Origin of the sequence: Exiguobacterium sp. CH10, assembly GCF_018617635.1 — a bacterium.
Classification (GTDB): Bacteria; Bacillota; Bacilli; order Exiguobacteriales; family Exiguobacteriaceae; genus Exiguobacterium; species Exiguobacterium aestuarii_A.
In genome coordinates this window covers 501478-517168 of the sequence record NZ_JACSKO010000002.1, presented here as the reverse complement: position 1 = coordinate 517168, position 15691 = coordinate 501478, and the positions used below count along the sequence as shown (strand labels likewise).

Here is a 15691-nt window from a genome sequence, read left to right as displayed (position 1 = left end):
CTCCTTCTTATAGCAGATTAAACACCCAAATGACGGTAAAAACCGCAATCATACTGTCGAACCGGTCAAGGATTCCTCCGTGGCCAGGTAAGAGATGACCCGAATCTTTTACTCCGAACTGACGTTTATAAGCGGATTGTACCAAATCACCGAGCTGTCCGACGACGGCAACGACAATGGCTAAAATAATCACTTCTAATACTGGTAAAATCGGATCGATCCAGACGAAGATGATGCCGAGTACAATGGCCGATACAATTCCGCCGATTGCCCCTTCAATCGTCTTATTCGGGCTGATCGATGGCCATAATTTTGCTTTCCCGAACGCCTTTCCAGTGAAATAGGCTCCAGAATCCGTCGCCCAAATCATGAACAAGATGAGCAATACTTTCGACAACCCGTCGTCAGAAAGGCGTACGAGCGCGAAACTTGAGAAACCGACGACCAAATAGACAGCGGATACGAAATAGAATCCTGCATCTTCATACGTGAATCGATTTTTTGTGACGACTGTCCAAAACAGTAATAACACAAGCCCTAACACGAGCCACTGTTCAATCGTGAACGGCATCTCGCCCGTGACGATTCGCGTTTCCAGTAACAACAAGACGAACGGGAAAGCAACGAGGAGCGATGTCACTAAAAATGGGAACGCCAACAGCTTATGTTTTCGCATCAACGTGAACTCGCTCAATCCAATAAGGGCGAGAATACCCATCAAAGAAACAAAGGCGTTACCACCGAGTGCGATGACGGTAATAAAGATTGCGCCCGCCCATAGGCCTGTAATAATTCGTGTCTTCATGTTACACCCCACCAAAACGTCGCGTGCGCGCGTTGTAAGATTCAATCGCTTCTACAAAATGCTCACGCTTAAATTCCGGCCACAATACTTCTGTGAAGTGGAGTTCAGCATATGCGCTTTGCCATAGTAAAAAGTTTGACAGTCGTTGTTCACCGCTTGTGCGAATGATGAGATCCACATCTTGAACGTGAGTCATGAGTCGTTCACCAATCAACTGATCATCCACGGCATCTGGTACTAGCATACCAGACTGTACATCCTCGGCAATGCTACGCATCGCTTGGACGAGTTCGTCCCGACCACCGTAGTTGAGTGCAAAGACGAGTTTCAAACCTGTATTTGTAGCGGTCCGTTCTCTCGCCTGATCGACAGCCTCCCGCGTCTCGAATGGAAGCTTCGTCGTGTCCCCAGCGACGAGCACCTGAACGTTTTGTTCATGAAGTTCTTTCAAATCGGTCTCTAAAAATTGTTTCGGCAACTTCATCAAGAACGAGACTTCCTCTTCCGGGCGAGTCCAGTTTTCCGTAGAGAATGCGTAAAGCGTCAGTGATTGAATCCCGAGTTCTTGCGCTGTCCGAACCGCTTCACGGATTGACTTCATCCCTTCTCGGTGACCCATGATGCGAGGGAGACCACGTTTTTTGGCCCAACGTCCATTTCCATCCATGATGATGGCTACGTGCTCAGGAACACTTAATTCTGCCTCGATTTTTGTTTTAGGATTCACCCATTTAAACATTCTGTTATCCTCCTGATTGTATGAAAGAAGGACCCTCTCAGAAAAAGGGTCCCCACACAGCTTTTTGGTATACCACTTCCGTGATTACACTTCCATGATTTCTTTTTCTTTCGTTGCTGCAGATTCATCAATCTTCTTGATATACGAATCCGTCAACGTTTGAACGTCATCTGCATATCCGCGGAGATCGTCTTCTGTTAACTCGCCATCTTTTTCGAGTTTTTTCAAGTTTTCGTTGGCATCACGGCGAACGTTACGGACAGCGACTTTCGCCTCTTCCGCATATTTCTTCGTGATTTTAACCAATTCTTTACGACGTTCTTCCGTCAAGGCAGGAATCGCCAAACGGATGACTGTTCCGTCAGAAGATGGAGACAAGCCGAGGTCTGCCTTTTGAATCGCTTTTTCTACTTCTGAAACCATTGATTTATCCCATGGTTGAATCAAGAGCAAGCGCGCTTCTGGTGTATTGATGTTTGCTACTTGATTGAGTGGTGTTGGAACACCATAGTAATCAACTTGAACAGGATCCAAAATCGATGCGCTGGCACGGCCAGTGCGAAGCGTACCAAAATCACGTTTCAGTGACGTGTGCGCTTTTTCCATTTTTTCTTCAGCTGTTTGCAATACTTCTTTGACACTCATGAATTGACTCCTCCTACTACCGTCCCGATATGTTCCCCGAGTACGACACGTTTAATGTTACCTTCTTCAAGCAATGAGAATACAATCAATGGAATGTGATTGTCCATACAGAGTGATGTTGCCGTTGAGTCCATGACTTGAAGCCCGTCTTTTAAGACATCAAGGTATGACAACGACTCATATTTCACTGCAGTGGCATCCAATTTCGGATCGGCAGAGTAGACGCCGTCCACATTGTTTTTACCCATTAAAATGACATCGGCTTCGATTTCAGCAGCGCGAAGTGCAGCTGTCGTATCCGTTGAGAAATATGGGTTTCCTGTACCCGCTGCAAAGATGACGACGCGACCTTTTTCAAGGTGACGCATTGCCCGGCGACGAATGTATGGTTCAGCAACTTGTCGCATTTCAATTGATGTTTGGACGCGCGTTTGAACACCGTACGTTTCAAGGCTGTCTTGAAGGGCAAGTGAGTTTAAGACAGTGGCGAGCATTCCCATGTAATCTGCGTTTGCCCGGTCCATTCCAAGTTCACTACCCGTCTTTCCACGCCAAATGTTTCCGGCACCAACAACCACGGCCACTTCTACACCCATCTCGATCAATTCTTTAATTTGATTTGAGATTGAGTTTACAATGTTAGGGTCAATCCCATAACCTTGATCTCCAGCGAGCGCTTCTCCACTCAATTTTAACACAATTCGTTTATATTTCGGTTCCATAACTTTGCCTCCTCTTGCTTGAAAAAAGGGAACACGCTCCCTTAACGAACTAACTCAAGGTTATAAAGACGTGTTCCCAATTTTGATTGCATCATATACGATGACGCAGATTATTTTTTAAGTTGGTTCATAACTTCTTCAGCAAAGTTCTCTTCACGTTTCTCCATACCTTCTCCTACTTCGAAGCGTACGAATGAGTTTACTTTCCCGCCTTTAGATTCTACATACTTACCAACTTTGAAGTCGCCGTCTTTTACGAACGTTTGGTCTACGAGGCAGATTTCCTCGAAGTACTTGTTCATGCGACCAGCAATCATCTTCTCAACGATGTTAGCAGGCTTACCTTCGTTAAGAGCTTGCTCAGTCAAGACTTTCTTCTCACGGTCGATTTCTTCAGCTGATACTTCATCGCGTGTCGCGTAAAGTGGACGTGCTGCTGCAACGTGCATTGCTACGTCTTTTGCAACTGTTTCGTCAGACGTGCCGTCGATTACGACTACAGAACCGATGCGACCACCCATGTGGAGGTACGTACCGAATACAGCGTCGTCAGCTTTTTCAAGAACAGCTACACGGCGGAGTGAGATTTTCTCTCCGATTGTAGAAGCTTCTTCTTGGATGTACGTTTCAAGCGTTTTGCCTGCTTCGTAATCAGCTGCGAGTGCTGCTTCTGCAGTTGTTGCGCCTGAAGCGAGTACTGCTTTTGCTACGTTGTTCACGAGTGTTTGGAACTTCTCGTTCTTCGCAACGAAGTCTGTTTCTGAGTTGATTTCGACGAGCACAGCTTTGTTGCCTTCAACTGCTACTGCTGTCAAACCTTCAGCGGCGATACGATCACCTTTTGATGCTGCTTTAGCGATTCCTTTTTCGCGAAGGAAGTCGATTGCTGCTTGCATGTCACCGTCTGTTTCAACGAGTGCTTTTTTGCAATCGAGCATTCCTGCTCCTGTTTTTTCACGAAGTTCTTTTACCATTGCTGCTGTAACTGCCATCGGAAATTCCTCCTTGTAAAACTTACGAATTTTAAGAAAAAGCACGTGGCTTTTTGAATACTTGTCCTAAAAAAAGGTGATAAAAGGCTTTCCCTTTATCACCTATTGTCTCACTGATTACTCAGCTTCTGTAGCTTCAGCTTCTGTCGCTACAGCTTCTTCAGCAACTTCTTCTTCACCTTGCTTCGCTTCGATAATTGCGTCTGCCATTTTCGAAGTGAGCAATTTAACTGCACGAATTGCATCGTCGTTCGCTGGGATTACGTAGTCGATTTCATCTGGGTCACAGTTTGTGTCGACAATCGCAACGATTGGGATGTTCAATTTGTGAGCTTCCGCGATTGCGATACGCTCTTTACGTGGGTCAACGATGAAGAGGGCGTCAGGCACACCAGGCATATCCTTGATTCCGCCGAGGAACTTCTCAAGACGAGTCATTTCTTTTTTCAAGATGATGACTTCTTTCTTAGGAAGTACTTCGAACGTGCCGTCTTCTTCCATTTTTTCGAGTTGCTTCAAGCGGTTAATACGCTTTTTGATTGTTGAGAAGTTAGTGAGTGTTCCACCCAACCAACGCTCGTTAATGAAGAACATACCAGAACGGATTGCTTCTTCTTTGATTGTATCTTGAGCTTGTTTTTTCGTACCTACGAAGAGGACGTTTCCGCCTTCTGCCGCGAGTTCACGAACAAAGTTGTAAGCTTCGTCTACTTTTTTGACCGTTTTTTGAAGGTCGATGATGTAGATCCCGTTACGCTCTGTGAAGATGTATTTCGCCATTTTTGGGTTCCAACGGCGTGTTTGGTGACCGAAGTGTACACCAGCTTCAAGCAATTGCTTCATTGAAATTACTGCCATGATAAATTTCCTCCTTGTGGTTTAAAAAAGTCCTCCGCCTCGTTCATTGTTGTATTCCGACCTTTCGGCACCGAGGAATATCATCCCGAGACGTGTGTGATGTGTTTAACACCGAGAACTACTATAGCATATGTCACGAAATCCGGCAACTCTCACTTTTTGCGAAGTTTCGCATATAGCGCGAGTTCACCTTCCCCTTTTCCAAGAATGCGTGCAGCATCTCGGACCGAGTGCCGCAATAACACATCATCTACGTCAATTGACGGTTTTGACTTGTCTTCATCTAAGTCATTTGACACGACATCCGTTTTTGTTTCAACAGGCACGGACACATCCTCCTGATGAACGTCCACTTTACGCTCTACCGGTTCTTTCGTGACAAGATCATTCATCGACTCCATAAACGAGAGAAGCAACGTCTCCGTCTCCTGTTTCTCTCGTTCGAGCCGCTCAACCCGTTCTTGTAACGCCTGGACTTGACGGTACCCGAATAAAAAACCGTAAGCAACCAAACAAGCCGTGATCACATATACAATATACACTTGTTCATCTCCTTACGATGTCTTTTCTTCTAAATACGACCGTCCGAGTGCCTGCTTTAACGTCTTCAACGCTTTTGAATGGATTTGAGAAATGCGGGAAGTCGATAATTCGAGCACTTCCCCAATCTCAGTCAATGTCAATTCATCAAAATAAAATAACGATACGACGAGCCGTTCTTTTTCCGATAGATGGTCTACTTCTGTCGCGAGCACATCAATCAACTCTCGTTGAAGGAGTGTGTCTTCCGGTTTTTCGGAGTCCGGGTCGAAGTACGTGACTGACATGACTTTGCCTTCCTCTTGTAACGTCACTGCCTCGTCGATCGATAACATATTAGCAAAATACCCTTCTGCCATCGTTCGTTCGATTTCTGAAACAGGAAGATCACAAGCAAGCGCCAACTCATTCTTCGTCGGAGCGCGATGAAGTGATTGTTCAAGTTGTTCTGCCGCCTGATCGATTTTTTTCACTTTCTCACGAACCGATCGAGGCAACCAGTCTACTTTTCGCAACCCATCGATGATGGCTCCTCGAATTCGAAATGCAGCGTACGTATCAAATTTATTATTATGCTCTGGATCATATTTCATAAGGGCATCGTACAATCCCATGTAACCCAAACTTTTCAATTCGTCGCGTTCGACGCTCTTTGGAAGCGTCACGATCATCCGTTGTACGTGGTAGTGGATGAGAAACTCGTAATGTGCTAGTAATTCGTTTGCTGTATCCATATCACGGTCCGTATTCCAGCGATCCCACAACTGTGTAAGATGAGTCGTCATGTCGATCCCCCCTTATAGTTCTTTCGTACCTACGCTCACCGTCCGAATCGATAAGACCGATGTCGCAACATCGAACTCAATCGTCCGTCCGTTATGACCGCCACAATCTTCGGCCACGAGCGGAATCCGATGAACCTTTAATGCTTGACGAATCGCCTCGGCGTTCCGTTCGCCGATTCGCATCGCTTCATTCTCATATTTGAATTGAAACATTTGTGCCCCACCAGCCATTTTTGCTTGTAACCGCGTCGCTCCCTCTCGTTTGAGAGAACGGACGAGCGTATCGATGGCTGTGTCCGCATATTTTCCTACTTCAATCGCTTGATTCTTCCGCGCAATGGTCGAGTCGGGTAACATGACATGCGCCATCGCTGCCAATTGGAGACGAGTGTCATATAAGATGACACCTACGCACGAACCAAGTCCGGCTGTCCGTAACCGATTCGGTGCCGTCGTTTGTTTCCATTCGGCGATGCCGATTTTTAATACGTCAGCCATTGCCAAGCAACCGTTCTTGAATGCGTTTGAGCGAACCATGTGTTGGTAGGAACAACACATGTCCTGCACTTACTTTTTGATCAATCATAAAGGTCGTATCGATATACAGTGCGGCGTCTTCCTCAGGTTGAACCGATGTGACGACAAACTCGACGATCGATCCCGCCATATCGATTGCGGTTGCCGGTACTTGGATCATGATTGGAGTCTGCAACCAATCACCAAGTGCCCGTGCATACGCACCGCTCATAATATTCCCGATTTCTTCCCAGGCCGATTGTCCGAGTTCATCACCAGATTGGAATGAAAACGGCATGCCGATCAGTGTCGAGACCATCTGTTCGGCGTCCTCAACGGCAAATAAAATAAGTATCATACCACGAATCTCACCGTCTAACTCGAGTAGCACCGAAGCGACATGTCGCTCCGGACCACCAACCCGATCTGGTAAATAGGAGATTGGCTCCATCTCGGCCGAAGAGACCGTGATGTTCACCGGTTTGGCTAACATGGCGGATAAAGCGGTTGCCGCATGTCCAGACCCTATATTTCCCAGTTCCTTTAACAGATCTTGCTCAAACTCACTCAGCATATTGTTCCTCAAACAACGCATTCGCATCGAGAAGCGAGAAGAGTTTGTCTTCCCCTTTAGCGATTGCTGTCAAGTGTGCTGAAATCATGTCGCGACTCGACTCCGGAATCGGTTCAATCCGCACTTCATCACTCTCGACAACTTCATTTGCCCGGTCAACGATAAAGCCCGCGTCCCCTTGATTCAATGATGCGATTAAAATACGTGTCTCATCCGTCGGTTCGATTTCTTCATAACCGAGGCGTAAACGAAGATCGATGACCGGTGTGACGACACCTCGAAGATTAATGACCCCTTTCACGTGTGACGGGGCGTTCGGGACGCGTGTGATTGGCTGAAGTCGCTCGATTGAGCGGACCGACTGCACATCGATTCCGTACGTATTTTCTTCAAGTGAAAAGACTACCCATTTCTGTTCCATCTATATTCCTCCTTAAAAGAGATCGTTACTATCTACGATAAGGGCGACGCGACCGTCACCGAGAATGGTCGCACCTGAGATAGCAGGAATCCCTTCAAGATACGTACCGAGCGGTTTCATGACAATTTCTTGTTGGCCAATCAAATCGTTGACGACGACACCAACGAGTTTGTTACCTTTTCGAACGACGACGACCGGGAATTGGGACTTCGTTTCCGATTCGATTCCGAACATTTCTTTTAAGTAGACGAGTGGAACCAATTGACCACGGAAATCAAACACACGCTCACGATGCGCCGTCAAGATGTCCGCCTCATCAAGTAAGGTCGTCTCAAGAATCGATGACAACGGAATCGCATACGATTCCTCGCCGACTTGTACGAGCATGGCCGAGATGATGGAGAGGGTGAGTGGCAAGCTGACTTGGAATTTCGTCCCTTGTCCCGCTACCGTCTCTAACGAAACGACACCACCGAGCGACTCAATTTTATTTTTGACGACATCGAGGCCGACACCACGACCTGAAAGGTCCGTCACCACATCTGCTGTCGAGAACCCTGGGGCGAAGATCAACATCGCCAACTCATTCTCAGTCATCATGGTCGCCTCTTCATCTGAAATGACACCACGCTCCAACGCTTTAGCACGAACTTTGTCGACATTGATCCCTGCGCCATCATCTTCAATTTCGATAAAGACACGGTTCCCGCCGTGATAAGCACGAAGGGCGAGCATGCCTTGTTCCGGCTTTCCAGCTTGTACGCGAACTTCTGGACGTTCGATTCCATGGTCGATTGCATTCCGAATCAAGTGAACAAGTGGGTCGCCAATCTCATCGATGACTGTCCGATCAAGTTCTGTCTCGGCACCTGAAATATTCAATTGAACTTTCTTATGAATATCTTTTGCGACTGAACGCACCATACGTGGGAAACGATTGAACACTTGCTCGATTGGCATCATGCGAAGTGTCAAAACAAGAGATTGTAGTTCATTTGTACCTCGCTTGATTTTTTCAACCGTTTCATTCAATTCTGGTTGCCCTACCTCTTCAGCAAGTCGTTCCAAACGTCCACGATCGATGATAAATTCTTCAAACAAGTTCATGAGACGATCAATTCGTTCCAAGTTGACGCGAATCGTCTTCGCTTGAGCCTGGGCCGCAACTTGTTCTTTCGTATCTTTTTCTTCTTGGTCTGAAGCTGTCTGCACTACTGGTTCCGGAACTACCGCTTCAGCTGTCACTGCGACTTCTGGTTCGCTTTCTGGCGCTCCTGTGAACACATTGACTTCGACACGTTCCACTTCCGATACTTGGGCGATGGCGTGTTCGATGACTTCCGCAGTCTCTTGTGAGAGGAACAAGACGTCAAACGACAAGTCGAATTGTTCTTGTTCAATTTCTTCTGTCTCCGGATGCGTTCGTACCACTTCGCCTAGTTCTTGAAGGCGATCAAACACCATGTATGCCCGAGCCGCTTTCAAGACGACAGCGTCTGATAGTTTCACAGTAATCTGATACGCCTCAAACCCAGTTTGTTTCGCCTGGTCAATGACCGAGTTTGTGTAAAGGTCAACGTCGAATGTACTCGACTCTTTCGCTTCGGTGACCACGACCTCTTTTCCACCGATGAATGATTGGAAGGCGGCAACCGTTTCAGAAACATCCACGTTTGCTCCTTGTCCCCCGTTCTCGATGTCGGCGATCATGTCTTCCATTTGTTCCATAGCGATGAACATCGTGTCCAACAAGAGTTGGTTGCTTTCTTTTTTACCACCACGAACGAGGTCGAGTGCACTTTCCATCTCATGCGTTAAATTGGCGACGCGTTCGTACCCCATCGTCGAAGACATCCCTTTTAACGTATGTGCAGACCGGAAAATCTCTTGAACGACATCCGCCCCACCCGACTGCTCTAACTTAAGTAACTGTGTGTTGATCGATTGGATATGTTCTTGGGATTCATCTAAAAACAACCCTAAGTATTCGTTCACGTCCATCTTTATTGCCTCCCTGTCGTTATACTCGGTTCCATTGTTTCCGTAAGTTCCCCATCAAACGGTCCATCAAGTGACGTGGTTTTGGAGGCGTTCCCGTAAGCGTTGTCAAAATTCGTTCGAGCCGCCAGCTAATATCACTTTTTCGATTGTATTGATAAAACGGGACTTGTGCGATGACTGCCTTTCTGACTGAAGGGTCATCCGGTAAAAATCCGAGGAATCGAATCGTCTTATTTAAGAACTGCTTGCATGCGACTTCCATCCGTTCGAAACATTGCAGTGCTTCCTCTCCAGACTGAGCTCGGTTTACGATGACGCCGAGTGGTAAGTCGGGATATTGATGATGCACTAGTTTTGTATATGCGTACCCGTCCATGAGCGAAGTCGGTTCCGGTGTTAAAATTAAAAACATTTCGTCACACCCCGCAATAAATTGCAGGGAGGTGTCCGTCGCCCCGGCGCCCATATCGAAGAGGACGTAATCATATGCGGTCAGTACTTCGAGTTCTCGCATGAGAAATTGCATGTCATCATCTGAGAGATGGACGAGTTGGTCTTGTCCACTCCCTCCATGTAATATATCGACACCATGCACATTTTTCTGAACAGCTGCAGCCAATGGAATACGAGCTTTTACGGACTCGATCATCGTTCTCGACTTCATTGCGTTCATCAAGATGTGAACGTTGGCCATGCCAATATCAAAGTCAACGATCAACACCCGTTTTCCGAGCTCCGAAAGGGCGATTGCCGTATTGACGCAAACGTTCGTCTTTCCAACGCCGCCTTTCCCGCTCGCAAAAGCGATGGTCGTCGGATGGACATCATTGATTGCTCTTAAACGCCTTGCTTGGTCCATCTGGCCCACCCTTCTTTCTCAAACAGCCGTTTCGTCAACGCCTCCGCATCTCCTCGAATCAAATCATCTGGCACTTCTTGACCGTCTGTCATCCATGCGACAGGCAGTCCACTCTTTTTCACCATTCGATACATCGCGTGGATGTCACTCGTCTCATCCGCTTTTGTGAAGATGAGCGAACTGAGGGGGAGAGATTCGAATTGGGAATAGATCATGTCCATATCTTTCATTTTGGATGTCAAACTCAATACAAGCGATAGACTCGTTTCCGTGAAGTCATGATGCTCGTGAAACTGTTCCACGTATGCTGGGTCTCGGAAGTTTCGACCTGCCGTATCGATCAATACAATATCTTTTCGGGCAAATAATTGCTTCGCTCGCTTAAAGTCATGAAAGTCATACGCTACTTCAACGGGGATGCTCATGATTTCTGCATACGTCTTCAACTGTTCGATGGCCGCGATTCGATATGTATCTGTCGTAATCAGCCCAACCGTTTTGCCTTCTGTTAATTTGAAATGCGCAGCTAGTTTGGCAAGGGTAGTCGTCTTCCCGACACCCGTCGGTCCAACGAGCATGACATAACGTTTCGCTTCAGGCGGGTCGATAAAGGATGACTTGACTTGCTCATACACGAATCGTTCGGCTACTTCCACAGATTTCGTCGTATAGTAAAGCTCGTTTAACGTCTCTTCCCATGACTCTTCTGCGAACGACTCCGTCGAAAGTAACGCGTCAATGTGTTGCAGTGACGAGTGGAGCCTTGGTGCTGTCCCTCCTACCATACGAGGTGTTGACGGTACTTGAGGTGATGGCGTTGGTGCAGGTGCAGGCGATGACGTCGGATCTGGTTGAACCGAGTCGGGTCGCCTTGGCTTCGTGACCGCCTTCTCTTTTTCGAGTGCGGCGATGACTTCCACTTGTTTCGAAGCGAATAAACCAAACCATCCGGTCTTCACTTGCCGCGAATTGAGGATGACCGCTTCATCACCTAGCTCTTGCTTCACTTTCGTCATCGCCTCAGCCATCGTTTTCGCTGTAAATTTTTTAATTTGCATTTAAATCACCCCAATACTTTTCACTTCGACGGAACTGAGTAACTCGTTATAGGCCAAAACAGGCACATCTGGATAGTATCGTTCGAGCAACTGTCGGACGAACAATCGAATCGTTGGTGAGCATAAAATCACCGCTGACGCACCGTAGCGTTCGAACATCGACAATTGTTCTCCCGTACGCTCGATGATCTCGCGCGCCTGCTCTGGGTCGAGCGCCAAATAGTTCCCAAACTCGGTCTTCTGTACGGCATCTTGGACGGTCTGTTCCGTCTGGCCACCTAACGTAACCACATACAATGGACCTTCTGGTGGCTTGACTTGGTCGGTCAGCTGACGTGACAATCCTTGGCGACAATATTCCCCGAGGATTTCTGCATCTTTCGTCACCTTTCCGTAGTCTGCCATCGTCTCGAACAAGAGAGGCAAGTTTCGAATCGATACGTTCTCTTGTAATAAGTGACGTAGCACTTTTTGAATTTCACCAATCGAGAGGACTGAAGGCGTTACATCTTCTACAAGAACCGGATGGGTTTCCTTCAAGTGCTCGACGAGTTGTTTCGTTTCTTCACGACCGAGTAAATCGGCGGCATGTTTTTTCAGCGTTTCGGTCAAATGTGTCGCGACAACGGATGGTGGGTCTACGACCGTATACCCACTCATTTCAGCTCGCGTCCGTGTCTCCTCATCAATCCAAAGGGCAGGAAGTCCGAATGCCGGTTCCGTCGTTTCAATTCCATATACTTCTGGGTCTTCAATCCCTGGGCTCATCGCCAAGTAGTGGTCGAGTAACAACTCCCCTTCTGCAACGACGTTTCCTTTCACCTTGATGCGATACGCGTTCGGTGAGAGTTGTAAATGGTCGCGAATACGAACTGTCGGCAAGATGAAGCCGAGTTCGAGTGCAAGCTGACGACGAATCATGACGACACGATCTAACAAGTCACCGCCTTGTGACTCATCCGCAAGAGGAATCAAGCCGTATCCGAACTCGAATTCAATCGAATCGATTTGTAAGAGCGAGACAACAGATTCTGTCGGAGCCATCGAAGGTTCTTCTTCCATGATCGGTTCCTCCGTCGCCTGCCGGATGTTTCGTCGCATCGTATAAGCTCCGAAGAACGCCGTACCTGCGATGATCATCGTCACTGGAATAAGTGGAGGTGACACGAATCCGAGCAAGAAGACGATGCCGCCTGCGATATAGAGAAGCGATGGGTTTTGACCGAGCTGGTCGATGACATCCTCCCCTAAATTGCCGTCTGAGACGGCACGGGTCACGATGATCCCGGTCGCCGTAGAAATCAAGAGTGCCGGGATTTGACTGACGAGTCCGTCCCCGATCGTCATGAGCGAGAACGTTTGGAATGCCTCCCCGACCGGTAGTCCCATTTGAACGACGCCGATAATGATCCCGAAGATCAAGTTAATCGTCACGATGATGATCCCGGCGATAGCATCCCCTTTGACGAACTTGGATGCCCCATCCATCGAACCGTAGAAGTCCGCCTCACTTTGAATTTTACGGCGACGCATCTGCGCTTCCTTGTCATCAATCAATCCGGAGTTCAAGTCAGCATCGATGGCCATCTGTTTCCCTGGCATCGCATCGAGCGTGAAGCGGGCAGATACCTCAGATACACGCTCGGCACCTTTCGTGATGACAACGAACTGAATGATGACGAGGATCAGGAAGACGACGAATCCGACAAGGACATTTCCTCCGATGACGAAGTCACCAAACGTCGCAATGACTTCCCCTCCATACCCGTTTGAGAGGATCGAGCGGGTCGTCGATACGTTCAATCCGAGACGAAACAACGTCACAATCAATAAGAGAGAAGGGAATACGGAGAAGTCGAGCGCTTCTCTGGCATTCATCGCCACAAGTAAGATCATGAGGGCGATTAAAATATTTACGATGATTAAAAAGTCTAATAAAAAGCCCGGTAACGGGATGATCAGCATGATGACAATCATCAAGACACCAATCAAAACTGCAAAGTCTTTCGCTTTTACTGCCAACACATACTCCTCCTCAAGACGGTTGCTTCATTTGATAGACGAACGCGAGCACTTCCGCGATTGCTTGATAGAATGATTCGTCTACCACTTCTCCAATATCGATTTGGGCGTAAAGCGCCCGTGCGAGCGGTTTGTTCTCGACAATCGCCACATCGTGCTCTTTTGCGACATCTCGAATATGAAAGGCGACTCGGTCGACCCCTTTTGCGACAACGAGCGGCGCAAAATCTTTCGTGTCATCGTAGCGGATGACGACCGCGTAATGGGTCGGGTTCGTGATGACGACATCGGCATTCGGGATTTCTTGCATCATCCGTCGCATCGCCATTTCCCGTTGTTGTTGCTTAATCTTGGATTTGATGAGCGGGTCACCTTCTGAGTTTTTATACTCGTCTTTAATGTCTTGCTTTGACATTCGAATCGATTTTTCGAAATCAAATCGTTGGTAAAAAAAGTCGAGTAATGCGAGTGCGAGCAAGGCGACACTCACCCAGAGCCCAAGCTCAATCGTGATACCCGCGAGCGCGACGATGGATTCTCGAATCTGCTCGACGGCCATACGGGACAATTCTTTTTGGTTTTGCCAAAGGACAGCGACAGCGGTTGTCAGGATGATTAAAAATTTGAATAAGGACTTTAAAAATTCGACGACCGCTTTCATGCTGACGATCCGTTTCACCCCTTTAATCGGGTCGATTCGTTCGAGCTTTGGCTGAATCGCTTCTAACGAAAATAGCGTTCCAACTTGTAGATAATTGATGAGAATCCCAAAGACGACAGCAACGATAAAGAACGGTGCCAAAATCAGTCCGACTCGAAGCATTAAGTCGATGACCATCCCCGACATGCCCTCAGATACATTGAATAGTAAATATTGCGGGCTAAGTAAATCCCCGATTAGTGAAAGTAGCTGTTGCCCGATGAATGGTCCGAAGAATGACAGCATGAGAAACATGGCAAAGAGTGCGAATGCCCCCGTCAAATCAGCAGATTTGGCGACTTGCCCTTTCTTTCGTGAGTCTTCTCGTTTACGTGGTGTCGCTTTTTCTGTTTTTTCACCTGCAAAAAACTGCAGATTGACCGATAAAGGATATAGAGGCTTCTTCATGAGGCATCTCCTAGCATGAGCATAAAGTCGCGCATCACTTCTTGTAACAATGGAATGAACTGACTAATTCCTGTCAATGTCAATCCCATTAACAACACCATGACGGCAAATCCAGCAATAAGTTTGAAGGAAAAGCCGATTGCAAAGATATTGAACTGTGGTGCTGATTTTGCTAAAAATCCAAGTGCCAAATCAACAAGCAGTAATGATGCCATCATCGGTAAGGCCAGCTGCAAGGCCACCATCATCGTCATCGTGACGACTTTCACCGCCATCATGAGTGAGGCTTCCGTGAAATTAATCATCGGTTGACCGGGTGGATAGATTTGAAAACTGTAATAAATGCCGTCAATCAGGAGTAAATGTAAATTACTCGTCAATAAAATAAACAAGGTAAATATATAATAAAATCGTCCAATGAGTGGAGACTGTCCGCCAAACATAGGATCATATGCGGAAGCCATCGCTAATCCGAGTTGAAGATCGATGACCCCTCCGGCAATTTGTGGAGCGAAAAAGAGGATGTTAATCAATAGACCGAGTAACAGTCCAATCATGACTTCATAGACTACTTGAAGGACGAAAGCATTCGTCATCACGATTGGCTCAGTCAATGTGAACATCGCGTAATACGCTAAGAATGCACTGAACCCGACGCGATGCATGACCGGCAACTGCCTCGTCGAGAACAGAGGGACACTGACAAAAAAGCCAGAAAGTCGCGCAAACGTCAGACCGTACATACTGATGAAGTCGACCACATTCATTTCGAAGCGACCTCGACCATCAGCTCAAAAATCAATCGAGTGAACCCTTCAATTTGTTGAAGCATCCACGGTCCGAAGATGACAAGACCGATGAAGACCGAGATAATTTTTGGAACGAACGAAAGCGTTTGTTCTTGAATTTGAGTCGTGGCCTGTAAAATCGAGATCACGAGACCGACAATCAGTGAAATGAGTAGCAATGGCATTGAAATTTTTAATAATGTCCACACACTCTCTGTTGCCAAGTAAATGACCATTTCTTGTGTCATGTCCGTTCCC

General features: G+C 47.2%; 18 protein-coding genes. All 18 read right to left on the bottom strand.

All coding sequences use genetic code 11. The annotated features are described in order from the left end of the window. Window positions 1-7 precede the first annotated feature (7 nt). Window positions 8-805, bottom strand: a complete 798-nt coding sequence (locus tag KNP04_RS09465; protein ID WP_214783728.1) for a phosphatidate cytidylyltransferase — start codon at window positions 803-805, stop codon at window positions 8-10. A gap of 1 nt (window position 806) precedes the next feature. After that, window positions 807-1544, bottom strand: coding sequence for an undecaprenyl pyrophosphate synthase (locus tag KNP04_RS09460; RefSeq protein ID WP_214875489.1), 738 nt, complete (start codon window positions 1542-1544; stop codon window positions 807-809). 84 nt (window positions 1545-1628) lie between these two features. After that, a complete protein-coding gene (gene frr, locus KNP04_RS09455) occupies window positions 1629-2189 on the bottom strand; it encodes a ribosome recycling factor (RefSeq protein ID WP_074034674.1) in 561 nt (186 codons plus the stop codon). Continuing rightward, window positions 2186-2911: a UMP kinase gene (gene pyrH, locus KNP04_RS09450; RefSeq protein WP_074034675.1), complete on the bottom strand. Its 726-nt coding sequence runs from the start codon at window positions 2909-2911 to the stop codon at window positions 2186-2188. The genes frr and pyrH overlap by 4 nt, the downstream gene beginning before the upstream one ends. 110 nt (window positions 2912-3021) lie before the next feature. After that, window positions 3022-3903, bottom strand: coding sequence for a translation elongation factor Ts (gene tsf / locus KNP04_RS09445; RefSeq protein ID WP_214875487.1), 882 nt, complete (start codon window positions 3901-3903; stop codon window positions 3022-3024). A 117-nt stretch (window positions 3904-4020) separates the two neighbouring features. Then, window positions 4021-4761 carry a 30S ribosomal protein S2 gene (gene rpsB / locus KNP04_RS09440; RefSeq protein ID WP_015881415.1) on the bottom strand — a complete coding sequence of 247 codons (741 nt, stop codon included), beginning with the start codon at window positions 4759-4761 and terminating at the stop codon, window positions 4021-4023. A 152-nt stretch (window positions 4762-4913) separates the two neighbouring features. Next, on the bottom strand, window positions 4914-5303 hold the full coding sequence (locus KNP04_RS09435) for a hypothetical protein (protein WP_214875485.1): 390 nt from the start codon (window positions 5301-5303) through the stop codon (window positions 4914-4916). 12 nt (window positions 5304-5315) lie between these two features. Further along, window positions 5316-6086 (bottom strand): FliA/WhiG family RNA polymerase sigma factor, encoded by a 771-nt coding sequence (locus tag KNP04_RS09430; RefSeq protein ID WP_074034678.1) that lies wholly within the window; start codon window positions 6084-6086, stop codon window positions 5316-5318. 12 nt (window positions 6087-6098) lie between these two features. Further along, the gene (locus KNP04_RS09425; RefSeq protein ID WP_074034679.1) at window positions 6099-6584 is read right to left on the bottom strand and encodes a chemotaxis protein CheD; all 486 of its coding nucleotides are present in this window, start codon (window positions 6582-6584) and stop codon (window positions 6099-6101) included. Next, entirely contained in the window at window positions 6577-7176 is a 600-nt protein-coding gene (locus KNP04_RS09420; RefSeq protein ID WP_214875483.1) for a chemotaxis protein CheC, read from the bottom strand. The genes KNP04_RS09425 and KNP04_RS09420 overlap by 8 nt, the downstream gene beginning before the upstream one ends. Continuing rightward, on the bottom strand, window positions 7166-7597 hold the full coding sequence (locus KNP04_RS09415) for a chemotaxis protein CheW (protein WP_074034681.1): 432 nt from the start codon (window positions 7595-7597) through the stop codon (window positions 7166-7168). The genes KNP04_RS09420 and KNP04_RS09415 overlap by 11 nt, the downstream gene beginning before the upstream one ends. A 12-nt stretch (window positions 7598-7609) precedes the next feature. Next, window positions 7610-9598 carry a chemotaxis protein CheA gene (locus KNP04_RS09410; protein WP_214875481.1) on the bottom strand — a complete coding sequence of 663 codons (1989 nt, stop codon included), beginning with the start codon at window positions 9596-9598 and terminating at the stop codon, window positions 7610-7612. Window positions 9599-9617: 19 nt separating this feature from the next. Next, window positions 9618-10457, bottom strand: a complete 840-nt coding sequence (locus KNP04_RS09405) for a MinD/ParA family protein (RefSeq protein WP_214875479.1) — start codon at window positions 10455-10457, stop codon at window positions 9618-9620. Then, on the bottom strand, window positions 10436-11515 hold the full coding sequence (locus KNP04_RS09400) for a flagellar biosynthesis protein FlhF (protein WP_214875477.1): 1080 nt from the start codon (window positions 11513-11515) through the stop codon (window positions 10436-10438). Before KNP04_RS09400 ends, KNP04_RS09405 begins: the two co-directional genes overlap by 22 nt. Continuing rightward, complete coding sequence (gene flhA / locus KNP04_RS09395) at window positions 11516-13537, bottom strand: flagellar biosynthesis protein FlhA (protein WP_263600777.1); 2022 nt, start codon at window positions 13535-13537, stop codon at window positions 11516-11518. A 13-nt stretch (window positions 13538-13550) separates the two neighbouring features. Beyond that, window positions 13551-14645, bottom strand: coding sequence for a flagellar biosynthesis protein FlhB (flhB, locus tag KNP04_RS09390; RefSeq protein WP_214760335.1), 1095 nt, complete (start codon window positions 14643-14645; stop codon window positions 13551-13553). Continuing rightward, the gene (gene fliR / locus KNP04_RS09385; protein WP_214691827.1) at window positions 14642-15412 is read right to left on the bottom strand and encodes a flagellar biosynthetic protein FliR; all 771 of its coding nucleotides are present in this window, start codon (window positions 15410-15412) and stop codon (window positions 14642-14644) included. Before fliR ends, flhB begins: the two co-directional genes overlap by 4 nt. Beyond that, window positions 15409-15681 (bottom strand): flagellar biosynthesis protein FliQ, encoded by a 273-nt coding sequence (gene fliQ, locus KNP04_RS09380; RefSeq protein WP_015881403.1) that lies wholly within the window; start codon window positions 15679-15681, stop codon window positions 15409-15411. The genes fliR and fliQ overlap by 4 nt, the downstream gene beginning before the upstream one ends. Window positions 15682-15691 lie beyond the last annotated feature (10 nt).